This is a genomic window from Escherichia albertii (genome assembly GCF_028622335.1).
In the GTDB taxonomy this organism is placed as follows: Bacteria; Pseudomonadota; Gammaproteobacteria; order Enterobacterales; family Enterobacteriaceae; genus Escherichia; species Escherichia albertii.
This window is the reverse complement of record NZ_CP117568.1, coordinates 1392250-1409057: the sequence shown is the minus strand read 5'-3', so window position 1 is coordinate 1409057 and position 16808 is coordinate 1392250. Positions and strand designations below refer to the sequence as shown.

Sequence of the window (16808 nt, the reverse complement as noted above, 5' to 3'; positions counted from 1 at the left end):
GGCCATTTCAGGCTGCTAAAGGATACCTGATAGTGGGTATGGAAGACAAAATGTTTTGAACGTTGTCCCGCTGAGTTGTGAATTTACACAAATTTTTGAATATTTATATGTGAAGTTGAGGTGAAGCATGTCAACGCCGGATAATCGTTCTGTTAATTTTTTTAGTTTGTTCCGCCGGGGACAGCACTACTCAAAGACGTGGCCGATGGAAAAACGCCTTGCCCCGGTCTTTGTTGACAATCGCGTCATCAGGATGACGCGCTATGCGATCCGCTATATGCCGCCGATCGCCGTCTTTACTCTTTGCTGGCAAATTGCGCTGGGTGGTCAGCTTGGGCCGGCTGTCGCTACCGCATTGTTCGCCCTGAGTTTACCGATGCAGGGGCTATGGTGGCTGGGTAAACGTTCTGTTACGCCATTACCCCCGGCGATCCTGAGCTGGTTTTATGAAGTTCGCGGTAAATTGCAGGAAGCCGGGCAAGCCTTAGCTCCGGTAGAAGGCAAGCCGGATTATCAGGCATTAGCTGACACGCTTAAGCGTGCCTTCAAACAACTGGATAAAACTTTCCTTGATGATTTGTAATTGAACCCTGATTACGCATATAAAAGAAGGCAGGCATCGGCCTTCTTTTTTCACCGTAGTACTGTGATACAGGAGTCAATAATGGAAATGACCAACGCGCAACGTCTTATTTTGTCTAATCAATACAAAATGATGACTATGCTCGATCCGGCGAATGCTGAGCGTTACCGCCGTCTGCAAACAATCATTGAGCGTGGTTATGGGTTGCAGATGCGTGAACTGGATCGCGAGTTTGGCGAGCTGAAAGAAGAAACTTGCCGCACGATTATCGACATTATGGAGATGTATCACGCGCTGCATGTTTCCTGGTCTAATTTGCAGGACCGACAATCTATTGATGAGCGCCGTGTCACCTTCCTCGGCTTCGACGCTGCTACCGAAGCGCGTTATCTCGGTTATGTACGGTTTATGGTTAATGTTGAAGGGCGTTACACGCATTTTGACGCCGGGACTCACGGCTTTAATGCACAGACGCCAATGTGGGAGAAATATCAACGCATGTTGAATGTCTGGCATGCTTGCCCTCGTCAGTATCATCTGAGTGCTAACGAAATTAATCAAATCATTAACGCCTGAGGAGGCCCGCGTGCGGTGCAAAGGTTTTCTGTTTGATCTTGATGGCACGCTGGTGGACTCTCTGCCTGCGGTGGAACGGGCATGGAGCAACTGGGCGAAACGTCATGGGCTCACACCGGAAGAGGTGCTCGCTTTTATTCACGGTAAGCAGGCAATCACCTCTCTGCGCCACTTTATGGCGGGGAAATCCGAAGCGGAAATTGCCGCAGAGTTTACGCGTCTGGAACAAGTCGAGGCCACAGAAACCGAAGGCATTACTGCGCTTCCGGGAGCGATTGCTTTACTCAATGATTTGAATAAAGCGGGTATTCCATGGGCGATTGTGACGTCAGGTTCCATGCCAGTTGCACGAGCGCGTCACAAAGTGGCAGGGCTTCCCGCACCGGAAGTTTTTGTTACCGCAGAACGGGTTAAGCGTGGAAAACCAGAGCCGGATGCATATCTGTTAGGGGCGCAACTGCTTGGTCTGGCACCGCAGGAGTGTGTTGTGGTGGAAGATGCTCCTGCTGGCGTGCTTTCTGGTCTGGCAGCGGGTTGCCAGGTTATCGCCGTCAATGCGCCGGCAGATACCCCGCGGTTAAATGAGGTGGATTTGGTTCTTCATAGTCTGGAGCAGATTAAAGTAACCAAACAGCCAAATGGCGACGTTATTTTTCAGTGAAACACCCGATCATGATTTAGCCCCGTTTCGCCGGGGCTTTTTTGTGGCAAGATTAACCCATCCCCCTCAATTAACAAGGATAAGTTGTGAACGGTGAATTGATTTGGGTCCTCTCATTGTTGGTAGTTGCCATAATTTTGTTTGCAACGGGCAAAGTGCGTATGGATGCGGTCGCTTTGTTTGTCATTGTCGCGTTCGCCTTAAGCGGTACGCTGACAGTCACCGAGGTTTTTTCCGGCTTTTCCGATCCTAACGTTGTGCTGATCGCCGCTCTGTTTATTATTGGCGATGGCCTTGTGCGCACAGGGGTTGCCACCGTGATGGGAACATGGCTGGTCAAAGTGGCCGGTAACAGTGAAATCAAAATGTTGGTTTTGTTGATGCTGACTGTCGCGGGCCTTGGCGCATTTATGAGCTCAACGGGCGTCGTTGCAATCTTTATCCCCGTGGTATTGAGCGTCGCTATGCGTATGCAAACGTCGCCGTCTCGCCTGATGATGCCCTTGAGTTTTGCCGGGTTGATCAGCGGTATGATGACCCTGGTGGCGACGCCGCCTAACCTGGTGGTGAACAGTGAATTACTTCGTGAAGGTTATCATGGCTTTAGTTTTTTTAGCGTAACGCCTATCGGTCTGGTTGTATTGGTGCTGGGCATTTTCTATATGCTGGTGATGCGCTTTATGTTGAAAGGGGATACCCTGACTCCCCAGCGCGAAGGCTGGACTCGCCGTACCTTTCGCGATCTTATCCGTGAATATCGCCTGACCGGGCGCGCGCGTCGCCTGGCTATCCGCCCCGGTTCGCCAATGATTGGTCAACGGCTGGACGATCTCAAACTGCGTGAGCGTTACGGCGCTAACGTCATTGGTGTTGAACGCTGGCGCCGTTTTCGTCGTGTCATTGTGAATGTTAATGGGGTTTCTGAATTCCGCGCGCGTGACGTTTTACTTATTGATATGTCAGCGGCTGACGTCGATCTCCGGCAATTTTGTAGTGAGCAACTGCTGGAACCGATGGTTCTGCGTGGAGAATATTTTTCCGATCAGGCGCTTGATGTCGGCATGGCGGAAATTTCATTAATTCCAGAGTCAGAGCTTATTGGTAAATCAGTGCGTGAAATTGGTTTTCGTACCCGCTATGGACTGAATGTGGTGGGCCTGAAACGCAATGGCGTGGCGCTGGAAGGGTCGCTGGCGGATGAGCCTCTGCTGCTGGGCGATATTATTCTGGTTGTCGGTAACTGGAAACTGATAGGGATGTTGGCAAAACAGGGGCGTGATTTCGTGGCGCTGAATTTGCCGGAAGAGGTGAGTGAAGCCTCGCCAGCGCATAGCCAGGCGCCACATGCTATTTTCTGCCTGGTACTGATGGTAGCGTTAATGCTGACTGATGAGATCCCCAATCCCATTGCAGCAATCATCGCTTGTCTGCTGATGGGCAAATTTCGCTGTATAGATGCCGAAAGCGCCTATAAATCCATTCACTGGCCGAGCATTATTTTGATTGTCGGGATGATGCCGTTTGCTGTGGCATTGCAAAAAACCGGTGGCGTTGCGTTAGTGGTGAAAGGGTTAATGGATATTGGCGGCGGTTACGGGCCGCATATGATGCTTGGCTGTTTGTTTGTACTGTCGGCGGTGATTGGCCTGTTTATTTCAAACACCGCGACAGCGGTATTGATGGCGCCGATTGCGCTGGCTGCCGCCAAAACGATGGGCGTGTCGCCTTATCCGTTTGCCATGGTCGTGGCAATGGCTGCATCCGCTGCCTTTATGACGCCAGTTTCTTCTCCCGTTAACACGTTGGTTTTAGGCCCGGGGAATTACCGCTTCAGTGACTTTGTTAAGTTGGGGGTTCCATTCACCATTATTGTTATGGTGGTTTGCGTGGTGATGATTCCGATGTTGTTTCCATTTTGACAAGATGCCTGATGCGACGCTGACGCGTCTTATCAGGCCAACGTCGGCGAGCTCCGGCATCTTACAGTGGCGAATCCTGGCTAATCTCATCAAGCGAAAGATGGAAGCTGGGGACGAAAACAGCCATAAAGTAGTCCATCTCCTGACTCCGACGAGCTTCAAGTGTGGCTTCCAGCCGCGTTTTTGCCAGTAAAAACTCGTTGTTCCCGGCGGCGAGTTCCTCCAGGCATTTCAGATAGGCACACAATGCATCCGCCTGTTTAACAATCGACTTTTCTTCATCGCTATATGCATGTTCATCGATTAGCGGTGCAAAGATATCCCGTAACTCTTCTGGAACCATATCGACCAGCTTTTGTTGGGCGATTTTCTCAATAGCTTTGTATTCTTGGGCAATTTGCGAGTTGAAATATTTCACCGGAGTGGGGAGATCGCCAGTGAGCACTTCAGAGGCATCGTGGTACATCGCCAGCAAAGCGATGCGCTCGGCGTTGACCTGACCACCAAACTTGCGGTTTTTAATCGCTGCCAGCGCGTGGGCGACCATCGCCACCTGTAAACTGTGTTCAGATACATTTTCTGTCCGCACATTACGCATCAGCGGCCAACGGTTAATGAGTTTCAGGCGGGAGAGATGGGCAAAAAAATGGCTCTGCTTCATAGTGACCTTATATGTGATGACATCATGAGGTCATTGTGGGGGGATAACACTGCCAGATGTAATCTCCGGCAGTGAATTTAAGATTACAACTGATGATAACCGGAAAGGAAACGGGCGAATTTACTTAAGGACTGTTCGATATCATCGACCCGAGGCAGCGTCACGATACGGAAGTGATCCGGCCATGGCCAGTTGAATGCCGTTCCCTGTACCAACAGCACTTTTTCCTGCAACAGGAAATCCAGCACCATTTTTTGGTCATCGTGAATATTAAAGCGTTTGACGTCAATTTTCGGGAACATATACAGCGCGCCACGCGGTTTCACGCAGGAAACGCCAGGAATATCGTTAATCAGTTCCCAGGCGCGGTTACGCTGTTCATAGAGGCGCCCGCCCGGCATGATAAATTCGCTGATACTCTGATAGCCGCCCAGCGCGGTCTGTATTGCGTGTTGTGCCGGAACGTTGGCGCAAAGGCGCATTGAGGCCAGCATCTCAAGACCCTCGATGTATCCTTTTGCGTGTTTTTTCGGTCCGTTCAGCACCATCCAGCCCTGACGGAAGCCCGCCACGCGATAGGTCTTCGACAAACCGTTAAAGGTGATTGTCAGCAGGTCTGGCGCCATTGCAGCAATCGAGTGATGCTCTGCGTCGTCATAGAGAATTTTGTCGTAAATTTCATCAGCGAAGATAATGAGATTATGCTGGCGCGCAATCTCAACAATCTCCATTAAAAGCTCTTTGGAATACACCGCGCCCGTTGGGTTGTTCGGGTTGATAATCACGATCCCGCGCGTGCGTGGCGTAATTTTGGCGCGAATATCATCGAGATCCGGGAACCAGTCAGAAGACTCGTCGCAAAGATAATGCACAGCTTTACCGCTGGAGAGTGAAACGGCTGCAGTCCATAACGGATAATCAGGAGCCGGGACCAACATTTCATCACCGCTGTTCAGTAACGCTTGCATCGCCTGAACGATTAGCTCTGATACACCATTGCCGATGTAAATATCCTCAACGGTAACATCACGCATCCCCCGAGCCTGGTAGTGCTGCATGATCGCTTTACGTGCAGAGTAGAGACCTTTCGAATCGCAATAACCTTGTGCCGTGGGCAGATTGCGGATCACGTCGACGAGGATCTCATCTGGCGCGTCGAAACCGAACGGGGCAGGGTTGCCGATGTTCAATTTCAATACCTTGTTACCTTCTTCTTCCAGGCGTTTTGCTTCTTTTAGCACTGGACCGCGGATGTCATAGCAGACATTTTCTAGTTTGCTGGATTTTTCAATGGGGGACATGAATCTCGACCTTTTTCGCTGTTATCGCCACTCCCTGCCGTGGAAGTCAGCTTAGAACAATGTACTCCCACGGCGCAGTGTTTTGAAGCTCCGCAGAGGAACATTTTGTTGAATATGGCGACAGAATTATGCTGTTTATGACTTAATTATTGCGAAATAATAAGATGCATATCCTTAATTATTGTGTTTTGCTAGTTGATTATTCTGGTTGTTGGTTTAAGGGGCGGTTTTTTCATCTGAAAGATAATTGTATAAAACATGTCCTTGTTACCGGAATCATTAACATAAGTTGTTCTTGATATTTCGTCATTATTGAAATATTAAACTAAGTTGTGATCGCAGAAGTAAAGCATAGACGCCATTGAGAGGCTTATTGATAAGCGTGGTTAATGAATTCATAAGTTGCAAATTAATTATTATTTAATATTCAAAGAGACTGAGTTATGCCTGTTAATAATAGAAGATTACTTTGCCTGACATAACATAACTTTGCATAAGATAATTCGCAATGACCCTTATAAGTAAAAGGGTTTTGGGGTAAAATGATACAACGAATGACGGGGCCTGCTGCCAAAGCCAGCTTAGCGTCAGTGTTCATGCGTCGCGATTACGCGTAGTTGGCGTTGCCGTACTGCAGTGGCATAAGGTTCAACATTTACATTTAGACAAACTCACCCATGAAATAAATAGAAAAGAGTGAGTAACTTAATAGATATGTGATATCCAGAAGATATATTCTTTGGGTGGCATTAAGCATTATAACGGAACAATGTGAGAGATTCTTTTAGTCCTGCTCATATGCTTTTTAACTTTCATTCGGTCTTACGGATGAAACTGCCAGGGAGGCACATTACAAATGGAATTGCTTGTTTGTGTGTGCACAGCATTAACCAGCTCAGTATGAGCCGCCAGTAAGTGATAATATATGATAAGTGCAAATCGCCCGATAATTAACCTCGATCTTGATCTGCTGAGAACATTTGTTGCTGTTGCCGATCTGAACACGTTTGCAGCCGCAGCCGCTGCAGTGTGCCGCACTCAGTCTGCCGTGAGCCAACAAATGCAGCGTCTGGAACAACTCGTTGGAAAGGAACTGTTTGCGCGTCACGGCCGCAATAAGCTGCTAACCGAACATGGCATTCAGCTTCTTGGCTACGCGAGGAAAATTTTGCGTTTTAATGATGAGGCTTGCTCATCATTAATGTTCAGCAATCTTCAGGGCGTGTTAACTATCGGTGCTTCAGATGAATCTGCCGATACAATCTTACCTTTCCTGCTAAATCGTGTTAGTTCGGTTTATCCGAAGCTTGCGTTGGATGTTCGTGTTAAACGCAATGCATATATGGCAGAAATGTTGAAGTCTCAGGAAGTTGATTTAATTGTTACCACCCACCGACCTGATAACTTTAAGTCTTTGAATCTTCGTACTTCTCCGACCCATTGGTATTGTGCAGCAGAATATGTTCTGCAAAAAGGTGAAGCTATTCCACTTGTGTTGCTGGATGACCCTAGTCCGTTCCGTGATATGGTTCTTGCCACGCTCAATGAAGCCAATATTCCATGGCGACTGGCGTATGTTGCTTCAACACTCCCTGCTGTGCGGGCTGCCGTGAAAGCGGGGCTTGGCGTAACAGCAAGGCCCGTAGAGATGATGAGTCCCGATCTTCGCGTTCTCGGCGCTGTAGATGATCTGCCGCCATTGCCAGATACTGAGTATCTGTTGTGCTATGACCCGGCAAGCAATAATGAATTGGCACAGGTGATTTATCAGGCAATGGAAAGCTACCAGAGCCCGTGGCAGTACGGCTCTATATCGCCGCAAGAAGGGGATGATTCTCTGCTCATTGAAGGTGATTTTGAATAATCACGGGTTGTAAGTTATTTTTCTTCGTGTTTTTGTACAAAATAAGCCACTGGATGTTTTTTGAACACCAGTGGCTTTTTTTTGGATAAAAGCTATGGTTTCTTATTGCTGATGGTTCAAAAATGTTCGTTTTTCAACCATCAGCGCCTGAATCGTGTTTTGTGCAAAAAAACGGCTGGAAAAATCTTTTGCTACAAAAATGTTAAAACATAAGTGAATTTATTGCTGTATTTTTGTTATGTATTAACAAAAGCGTGTCACAGATCAAGAAAATACTCTCTTTTGGGGGGAGGCATCGACACAAATTCCTGTCAAAATAGAACCGTATTTTTTCCATTGCTTCACAACGGACACGATTCAACAACATCTAATTTTCCTGGAGTCGTCAATGATCCGGGATGAAAGAGCACTAAGTGCAAATGTTGTTGGCATTGTGTAAAATAATGTGAAGAAACCTTTGTTAAAGTTGACAAAAGGTTATATAAAGGAGTAAAAGACCACATCAATTAGCTGTATAAAAGAGTTTCTACAGTGATTGTAAGGTTTTTTTTATTCCTCCCCATGAATCGATGTGGCGTCCATCTGCCGTGAAGAGCAGTGAATCTGGCGCTACTTTTGATGAGTAAGCAATGAGTATGTCAACATCCACTGAAGTCATCGCTCATCACTGGGCATTCGCTATCTTTCTTATCGTTGCCATTGGCCTGTGTTGTCTGATGCTGGTAGGCGGTTGGTTTTTAGGCGGTCGCGCACGCGCGAGGTCGAAAAACGTGCCGTTTGAATCAGGTATCGACTCGGTCGGCTCCGCCCGCTTACGCTTGTCCGCCAAGTTTTATCTGGTGGCCATGTTCTTCGTTATCTTCGACGTTGAAGCGCTGTATCTGTTCGCATGGTCAACCTCTATCCGCGAAAGCGGCTGGGTAGGCTTTGTGGAAGCTGCAATTTTTATTTTTGTGTTACTGGCAGGTCTGGTTTATCTGGTGCGTATTGGCGCGCTGGACTGGACGCCCGCGCGTTCACGCCGCGAGCGTATGAACCCGGAAACGAACAGTATCGCTAATCGTCAACGCTAACCGCGAGGCATTAAGATGGATTATACGCTCACCCGCATAGATCCCAACGGTGAGAACGACCGTTACCCCCTGCAAAAGCAGGAGATCGTAACTGACCCTCTGGAGCAAGAAGTTAACAAAAACGTGTTTATGGGCAAGCTCAATGACATGGTTAACTGGGGTCGTAAAAACTCAATTTGGCCGTATAACTTCGGTCTTTCCTGTTGTTACGTTGAGATGGTGACTTCGTTTACCGCGGTACATGACGTGGCGCGTTTTGGCGCAGAAGTATTGCGTGCTTCGCCGCGTCAGGCTGACCTGATGGTGGTTGCAGGAACCTGTTTTACCAAAATGGCGCCGGTTATTCAGCGTCTGTACGACCAGATGCTGGAACCAAAATGGGTTATCTCAATGGGAGCCTGCGCCAACTCCGGCGGTATGTACGATATTTATTCCGTTGTGCAGGGCGTCGATAAATTCATTCCGGTCGATGTGTATATCCCGGGCTGTCCGCCGCGCCCTGAAGCGTATATGCAGGCACTGATGCTGTTGCAGGAATCAATCGGCAAAGAACGTCGTCCGCTCTCCTGGGTGGTTGGCGATCAGGGCGTCTATCGCGCCAATATGCAGTCAGAGCGCGAACGCAAGCGCGGTGAACGCATTGCCGTTACCAATCTGCGTACACCTGACGAGATTTAATTTGCGCCTGTCGGCAAAGGGATTTTTCTTCGCTTATTCCTAAATCTATTTCGCGAAGCTTACTGCGCTGACAGTCACCACGGACCATTTGCAATGGTGAACAATATGACCGACTTAACCGCGCAAGAACCCGCCTGGCAGACCCGTGATCATCTCGATGATCCGGTGATTGGCGAACTGCGCAACCGTTTTGGGCCGGATGCCTTTACTGTTCAGGCGACTCGCACCGGGGTTCCCGTTGTGTGGATCAAGCGTGAACAATTACTGGAAGTTGGCGATTTCTTGAAGAAACTGCCGAAACCTTACGTCATGCTGTTTGACTTACACGGCATGGACGAACGTCTGCGTACACACCGCGAAGGGTTACCTGCCGCGGATTTTTCCGTTTTCTACCATCTGATTTCTATCGATCGTAACCGCGATATCATGCTGAAGGTGGCGCTGGCAGAAAACGACCTGCACGTACCGACCTTCACCAAACTGTTCCCGAACGCTAACTGGTATGAGCGTGAAACCTGGGATCTGTTTGGCATTACTTTCGACGGTCACCCGAACCTGCGCCGCATCATGATGCCGCAAACCTGGAAAGGCCACCCGCTGCGTAAAGATTACCCGGCGCGCGCCACTGAATTCGACCCGTTTGAGCTGACTAAGGCCAAACAGGATCTGGAGATGGAAGCCCTGACTTTCAAACCAGAAGAGTGGGGGATGAAGCGCGGCACCGAAAATGAAGACTTCATGTTCCTCAACCTCGGTCCGAACCACCCGTCGGCGCACGGTGCCTTCCGCATCGTTTTGCAACTTGACGGTGAAGAGATCGTCGACTGCGTACCAGACATCGGTTACCACCACCGTGGCGCGGAAAAGATGGGCGAGCGCCAGTCCTGGCACAGCTACATTCCATATACTGACCGTATCGAATACCTCGGCGGCTGCGTTAACGAAATGCCGTACGTTCTGGCGGTAGAGAAACTGGCCGGGATCACCGTGCCGGATCGCGTTAACGTCATTCGCGTAATGCTCTCCGAACTGTTCCGCATCAACAGCCACCTGCTGTATATCTCGACCTTTATTCAGGACGTCGGCGCGATGACGCCCGTGTTCTTCGCCTTTACCGATCGTCAGAAAATTTACGATCTGGTGGAAGCGATCACCGGTTTCCGTATGCACCCGGCGTGGTTCCGTATTGGTGGCGTAGCGCATGACCTGCCGCGCGGCTGGGATCGTCTGCTGCGTGAATTCCTCGACTGGATGCCGAAACGTCTGGCGTCTTACGAGAAAGCGGCGCTGCAAAACACCATTCTGAAAGGTCGTTCCCAGGGCGTTGCCGCTTACGGCGCGAAAGAGGCCCTGGAGTGGGGCACCACCGGCGCGGGCCTGCGTGCCACCGGGATCGACTTCGACGTACGTAAGGCGCGTCCTTATTCTGGCTATGAAAACTTCGACTTCGAAATTCCGGTGGGCGGTGGCGTTTCTGACTGTTACACCCGCGTAATGCTGAAAGTAGAAGAGTTGCGCCAGAGTCTGCGTATTCTTGAGCAGTGCCTCAACAACATGCCGGAAGGCCCGTTCAAAGCGGATCACCCGCTGACCACGCCGCCGCCGAAAGAGCGCACGCTGCAACATATCGAAACCCTGATCACCCACTTCCTGCAAGTGTCGTGGGGTCCGGTGATGCCTGCCAATGAATCCTTCCAGATGGTTGAGGCGACTAAGGGGATCAACAGTTACTACCTGACCAGCGACGGCAGCACCATGAGTTATCGCACCCGTATTCGCACGCCGAGTTATGCGCATTTGCAGCAAATTCCGGCGGCGATCCGCGGCAGCCTGGTGTCTGACCTGATTGTTTATCTGGGCAGTATCGATTTTGTTATGTCAGATGTGGACCGCTAATTATGCACGAGAATCAACAACCACAAACCGAGGCTTTTGAGCTGAGTGCGGCTGAGCGTGAAGCGATTGAGCACGAGATGCACCACTACGAAGACCCGCGTGCGGCGTCCATTGAAGCGCTGAAAATCGTTCAGAAGCAGCGTGGCTGGGTGCCGGACGGCGCGATCCACGCGATCGCCGATGTGCTGGGTATTCCGGCGAGCGACGTTGAAGGCGTGGCTACATTCTACAGCCAGATCTTCCGCCAGCCGGTAGGCCGCCATGTGATCCGTTATTGCGACAGCGTGGTCTGTCACATCAACGGTTACCAGGGCATTCAGGCTGCGCTGGAGAAAAAACTGAATATCAAACCAGGGCAAACCACGTTTGACGGTCGCTTTACGCTGCTGCCAACCTGCTGCCTGGGGAACTGCGATAAAGGGCCAAACATGATGATCGATGAGGATACTCACGCGCATCTGACCCCGGAAGCGATCCCTGAACTGCTGGAGCGGTATAAATGAAAAACATTATCCGTACTCCCGAAACGCATCCGCTGACCTGGCGTCTGCGCGATGACAAACAGCCAGTGTGGCTGGACGAATATCGCAGTAAAAACGGTTACGAAGGCGCGCGTAAGGCGCTGACCGGGTTGTCTCCTGACGAAATCGTTAATCAGGTTAAAGACTCTGGCCTGAAAGGGCGCGGCGGCGCGGGCTTTTCTACTGGCCTGAAGTGGAGCCTGATGCCGAAAGACGAATCCATGAACATCCGTTACCTGCTGTGTAATGCCGATGAAATGGAGCCGGGCACCTATAAAGACCGCCTGCTGATGGAGCAACTACCGCACCTGCTGGTGGAAGGTATGCTCATTTCTGCGTTTGCGCTGAAAGCGTATCGTGGCTACATCTTCTTGCGTGGCGAATATATTGAAGCGGCAGTGAATCTGCGCCGTGCCATTGCCGAAGCGACCGAAGCGGGTCTGCTTGGCAAAAACATTATGGGAACAGGTTTCGATTTCGAACTGTTTGTCCATACCGGGGCAGGGCGCTATATCTGCGGTGAAGAAACAGCGTTAATCAACTCCCTGGAAGGGCGTCGCGCTAACCCGCGCTCGAAGCCGCCATTCCCGGCAACCTCCGGCGCATGGGGTAAACCGACCTGCGTCAACAACGTTGAAACCCTGTGCAACGTTCCGGCGATCCTCGCGAACGGCGTGGAGTGGTATCAGAACATCTCGAAAAGCAAAGATGCTGGCACCAAGCTGATGGGCTTCTCCGGTCGGGTGAAAAATCCGGGCCTGTGGGAACTGCCGTTCGGCACCACCGCGCGTGAAATCCTTGAAGATTACGCTGGTGGTATGCGTGACGGCCTGAAATTCAAAGCCTGGCAGCCAGGTGGTGCGGGCACCGACTTCCTGACCGAAGCGCATCTTGACCTGCCGATGGAATTCGAAAGCATCGGTAAAGCGGGTAGCCGTCTGGGTACGGCGCTGGCGATGGCGGTTGACCATGAAATCAACATGGTGTCGCTGGTGCGTAACCTGGAAGAGTTTTTCGCCCGTGAGTCCTGCGGCTGGTGTACGCCGTGCCGAGACGGTCTGCCGTGGAGCGTGAAAATTCTGCGTGCGCTGGAGCGTGGCGAAGGTCAGCCGGGCGATATCGAAACACTTGAGCAACTGTGTCGATTCTTAGGCCCGGGTAAAACCTTCTGTGCCCACGCACCTGGTGCAGTGGAGCCGTTACAGAGCGCCATCAAATATTTCCGCGAAGAATTTGAGGCGGGAATCAAACAGCCGTTCAGCAATACCCATTTGATTAATGGGATTCAGCCGAACCTGCTGAAAGAGCGCTGGTAACCGAATTTCGATTAACGCTCGGTCCCTGACCGAGAAAACTGGAAGCATGCTAATGGCTACAATTCATGTAGACGGCAAAGAATACGAGGTCAACGGAGCGGACAACCTGCTGGAAGCTTGTCTGTCTCTGGGCCTTGATATTCCTTACTTTTGCTGGCATCCGGCGCTGGGAAGTGTCGGTGCTTGCCGCCAGTGTGCGGTAAAGCAATACCAAAACGCGGAAGACACGCGTGGTCGCCTGGTGATGTCCTGTATGACACCGGCTTCCGATGGCACCTTTATTTCCATTGACGACGAAGAAGCGAAGCAATTCCGTGAAAGTGTGGTCGAGTGGTTAATGACCAACCACCCGCACGACTGTCCGGTATGTGAAGAAGGCGGTAACTGCCATCTTCAGGATATGACCGTGATGACCGGACACAGTTTCCGTCGCTACCGTTTCACCAAACGTACCCACCGTAATCAGGATTTGGGGCCGTTCATCTCTCACGAAATGAACCGCTGCATCGCCTGCTACCGCTGCGTGCGTTACTACAAAGATTACGCTGACGGTACAGACCTGGGCGTTTACGGTGCGCACGACAACGTCTACTTCGGTCGCCCGGAAGACGGCACCCTGGAAAGCGAATTTTCCGGTAACCTGGTCGAAATTTGTCCGACTGGCGTATTTACCGATAAAACGCACTCTGAGCGTTACAACCGTAAATGGGATATGCAGTTTGCGCCGAGCATCTGTCAGCAATGTTCCATCGGCTGTAACATCAGCCCCGGCGAGCGTTACGGTGAACTGCGTCGTATCGAAAACCGTTACAACGGTACGGTAAACCACTACTTCCTCTGCGACCGTGGTCGTTTCGGTTACGGTTACGTCAACCTGAAAGATCGTCCGCGTCAGCCAGTACAGCGTCGTGGCGATGATTTCATTACCCTCAACGCAGAACAGGCAATGCAGGGCGCAGCAGATATTCTGCGTCAGTCGAAGAAAGTGATCGGTATTGGTTCTCCGCGTGCCAGCGTGGAAAGCAACTTTGCGCTGCGTGAGCTGGTGGGCGAAGAAAACTTCTATACCGGTATCGCTCACGGTGAGCAGGAACGTCTGCAACTGGCGCTGAAAGTTCTGCGTGAAGGCGGCATTTATACGCCAGCACTGCGCGAAATCGAATCTTACGATGCGGTACTGGTGCTGGGCGAAGACGTTACCCAGACCGGTGCGCGCGTTGCGCTGGCGGTGCGTCAGGCGGTGAAAGGTAAAGCGCGTGAAATGGCGGCAGCACAGAAAGTGGCTGACTGGCAGATTGCGGCAATCCTCAACATTGGCCAACGCGCGAAGCATCCGCTGTTTGTTACCAACGTTGATGACACCCGTCTGGATGATATCGCGGCGTGGACTTACCGCGCACCGGTTGAAGATCAGGCGCGTTTAGGTTTTGCCATCGCCCATGCGCTGGATAACGCCGCGCCAGCGGTTGACGGTATCGAACCTGAGCTGCAAAGCAAAATCGACGTCATCGTGCAGGCACTGGCTGGTGCGAGGAAACCGTTGATTATCTCCGGGACGAACGCCGGTAGCGCTGAAGTGATCCAGGCTGCGGCTAACGTCGCGAAAGCCCTGAAAGGTCGCGGTGCTGACGTCGGTATCACCATGATTGCCCGCTCTGTAAACAGCATGGGACTGGGCATTATGGGCGGCGGTTCGCTGGAAGAAGCGTTGACCGAACTGGAAACCGGACGCGCCGACGCGGTGGTGGTGCTGGAAAACGATCTGCATCGCCACGCTTCCGCTACCCGCGTGAACGCTGCGCTGGCGAAAGCGCCGCTGGTGATGGTGGTTGACCATCAGCGCACGGCAATTATGGAAAACGCTCATCTGGTGCTTTCCGCCGCCAGCTTTGCTGAAAGCGACGGTACGGTGATCAACAACGAAGGCCGCGCACAGCGTTTCTTCCAGGTTTACGACCCGGCCTATTACGACAGCAAAACTGTCATGCTGGAAAGCTGGCGCTGGTTACACTCGCTGCACAGCACCCTGCTGAGCCGTGAAGTGGACTGGACGCAGCTCGATCATGTGATTGACGCTGTTGTGGCGAAAATCCCGGAACTGGCAGGTATCAAAGATGCTGCGCCGGATGCAACATTCCGTATTCGTGGGCAGAAACTGGCCCGTGAACCGCACCGTTACAGCGGTCGTACCGCCATGCGCGCCAACATCAGCGTTCATGAGCCGCGTCAACCGCAGGATATCGACACCATGTTCACCTTCTCAATGGAAGGTAACAACCAGCCGACCGCGCACCGTTCGCAAGTGCCGTTTGCCTGGGCGCCGGGCTGGAACTCCCCGCAGGCGTGGAACAAATTCCAGGACGAAGTGGGCGGCAAGCTGCGCTTTGGCGATCCAGGCGTGCGTCTGTTTGAAACCAGCGAAAACGGTCTGGATTACTTCACCAGCGTACCGGCACGCTTCCAGCCGCAGGCAGGGAAATGGCGTATCGCGCCGTATTACCACCTGTTCGGCAGCGATGAACTGTCACAGCGTGCTCCGGTCTTCCAGAGCCGTATGCCGCAGCCGTACATCAAACTTAACCCGGCAGATGCCGCGAAGTTGGGTGTGAACGCGGGTACACGCGTCTCCTTTAGCTACGATGGCAACATGGTCACGCTACCGGTTGAAATCGCCGAAGGGCTGACGGCAGGGCAGGTGGGCTTGCCGATGGGGATGTCCGGCATTGCTCCGGTGCTGGCTGGCGCGCATCTTGAGGATCTCAAGGAGGCACAACAATGAGTTGGATATCACCGGAACTGATTGAGATCCTGCTGACCATCCTCAAAGCGGTGGTGATCCTGCTGGTGGTTGTCACCTGTGGGGCATTCATGAGCTTTGGCGAACGTCGCCTGCTGGGTCTGTTCCAGAACCGTTACGGACCTAACCGTGTTGGCTGGGGCGGTTCGCTCCAGCTGGTCGCGGACATGATCAAAATGTTCTTTAAAGAAGACTGGATCCCGAAATTCTCGGATCGCGTCATCTTTACTCTGGCGCCGATGATTGCCTTTACCTCGTTGCTGCTGGCCTTTGCGATTGTGCCAGTCAGCCCGGGTTGGGTGGTTGCCGACCTGAACATCGGGATTTTGTTCTTCCTGATGATGGCAGGTCTGGCGGTTTACGCGGTGCTGTTTGCGGGCTGGTCGAGTAACAACAAATATTCGCTGCTGGGGGCGATGCGTGCTTCTGCGCAGACTCTGAGCTACGAAGTGTTCCTCGGGCTTTCCCTGATGGGCGTGGTGGCGCAGGCCGGTTCATTCAACATGACCGACATCGTCAACAGCCAGGCGCATGTGTGGAACGTCATCCCGCAATTCTTTGGTTTTATTACCTTTGCCATCGCGGGCGTGGCGGTTTGTCACCGTCATCCGTTTGACCAGCCGGAAGCCGAGCAGGAACTGGCGGATGGTTACCACATTGAATATTCCGGTATGAAGTTCGGTCTGTTCTTCGTGGGTGAATACATCGGGATTGTGACCATCTCTGCACTGATGGTGACGTTGTTCTTCGGTGGCTGGCAAGGCCCGTTGTTACCGCCATTCATCTGGTTCGCGCTGAAAACCGCGTTCTTTATGATGATGTTCATTTTGATTCGTGCGTCGTTACCGCGTCCGCGTTATGACCAGGTAATGTCCTTCGGCTGGAAAATCTGCCTGCCGCTGACGCTGATCAACTTGCTGGTAACGGCGGCTGTCATTCTCTGGCAGGCGCAATAAGGGGCA

General features: G+C 51.7%; 14 protein-coding genes. 12 read left to right on the top strand and 2 right to left on the bottom strand.

All coding sequences use genetic code 11. The features are described 5' to 3' along the window. Positions 1-127 precede the first annotated feature (127 nt). The 4 genes from yfbV (at position 128) to PS053_RS06870 (ending at position 3739) form a co-directional block, all read left to right on the top strand. The gene (gene yfbV / locus PS053_RS06885) at positions 128-583 is read left to right on the top strand and encodes a terminus macrodomain insulation protein YfbV (protein WP_000106632.1); all 456 of its coding nucleotides are present in this window, start codon (positions 128-130) and stop codon (positions 581-583) included. 81 nt (positions 584-664) lie between these two features. Further along, entirely contained in the window at positions 665-1159 is a 495-nt protein-coding gene (locus PS053_RS06880; RefSeq protein ID WP_000426128.1) for a YfbU family protein, read from the top strand. Positions 1160-1169: 10 nt separating this feature from the next. After that, positions 1170-1820: a hexitol phosphatase HxpA gene (hxpA, locus tag PS053_RS06875; RefSeq protein ID WP_137648439.1), complete on the top strand. Its 651-nt coding sequence runs from the start codon at positions 1170-1172 to the stop codon at positions 1818-1820. Positions 1821-1906: 86 nt separating this feature from the next. Next, positions 1907-3739 (top strand): SLC13 family permease, encoded by a 1833-nt coding sequence (locus tag PS053_RS06870; RefSeq protein ID WP_054411564.1) that lies wholly within the window; start codon positions 1907-1909, stop codon positions 3737-3739. 61 nt (positions 3740-3800) lie between these two features. On the opposite strand, the gene yfbR is transcribed toward PS053_RS06870, so the two are convergent. After that, positions 3801-4400 carry a 5'-deoxynucleotidase gene (gene yfbR, locus PS053_RS06865; protein ID WP_000813871.1) on the bottom strand — a complete coding sequence of 200 codons (600 nt, stop codon included), beginning with the start codon at positions 4398-4400 and terminating at the stop codon, positions 3801-3803. A gap of 83 nt (positions 4401-4483) precedes the next feature. After that, complete coding sequence (gene alaA, locus PS053_RS06860) at positions 4484-5701, bottom strand: alanine transaminase AlaA (protein WP_256879001.1); 1218 nt, start codon at positions 5699-5701, stop codon at positions 4484-4486. Between the two features lie 925 nt (positions 5702-6626). Here alaA and lrhA point away from each other — a divergent pair. The 8 genes from lrhA to nuoH all read left to right on the top strand — a co-directional run bounded on the left by lrhA (position 6627) and on the right by nuoH (position 16802). After that, positions 6627-7565, top strand: a complete 939-nt coding sequence (gene lrhA, locus PS053_RS06855; RefSeq protein ID WP_000622294.1) for a transcriptional regulator LrhA — start codon at positions 6627-6629, stop codon at positions 7563-7565. Positions 7566-8194: 629 nt separating this feature from the next. Next, positions 8195-8638, top strand: a complete 444-nt coding sequence (gene nuoA, locus PS053_RS06850; RefSeq protein ID WP_000062997.1) for an NADH-quinone oxidoreductase subunit NuoA — start codon at positions 8195-8197, stop codon at positions 8636-8638. Between the two features lie 15 nt (positions 8639-8653). Beyond that, the gene (gene nuoB, locus PS053_RS06845) at positions 8654-9316 is read left to right on the top strand and encodes an NADH-quinone oxidoreductase subunit NuoB (protein ID WP_000386733.1); all 663 of its coding nucleotides are present in this window, start codon (positions 8654-8656) and stop codon (positions 9314-9316) included. A gap of 93 nt (positions 9317-9409) precedes the next feature. Continuing rightward, positions 9410-11212: an NADH-quinone oxidoreductase subunit C/D gene (nuoC, locus tag PS053_RS06840; RefSeq protein ID WP_000247869.1), complete on the top strand. Its 1803-nt coding sequence runs from the start codon at positions 9410-9412 to the stop codon at positions 11210-11212. A 2-nt stretch (positions 11213-11214) separates the two neighbouring features. Next, complete coding sequence (gene nuoE / locus PS053_RS06835) at positions 11215-11715, top strand: NADH-quinone oxidoreductase subunit NuoE (RefSeq protein ID WP_000545042.1); 501 nt, start codon at positions 11215-11217, stop codon at positions 11713-11715. Continuing rightward, entirely contained in the window at positions 11712-13049 is a 1338-nt protein-coding gene (nuoF, locus tag PS053_RS06830) for an NADH-quinone oxidoreductase subunit NuoF (protein WP_000789507.1), read from the top strand. The genes nuoE and nuoF overlap by 4 nt, the downstream gene beginning before the upstream one ends. 52 nt (positions 13050-13101) lie before the next feature. Further along, positions 13102-15828, top strand: coding sequence for an NADH-quinone oxidoreductase subunit NuoG (nuoG, locus tag PS053_RS06825; RefSeq protein ID WP_256879002.1), 2727 nt, complete (start codon positions 13102-13104; stop codon positions 15826-15828). Next, a complete protein-coding gene (nuoH, locus tag PS053_RS06820) occupies positions 15825-16802 on the top strand; it encodes an NADH-quinone oxidoreductase subunit NuoH (RefSeq protein WP_000118507.1) in 978 nt (325 codons plus the stop codon). Before nuoG ends, nuoH begins: the two co-directional genes overlap by 4 nt. The last annotated feature ends 6 nt before the right edge of the window (positions 16803-16808 follow it).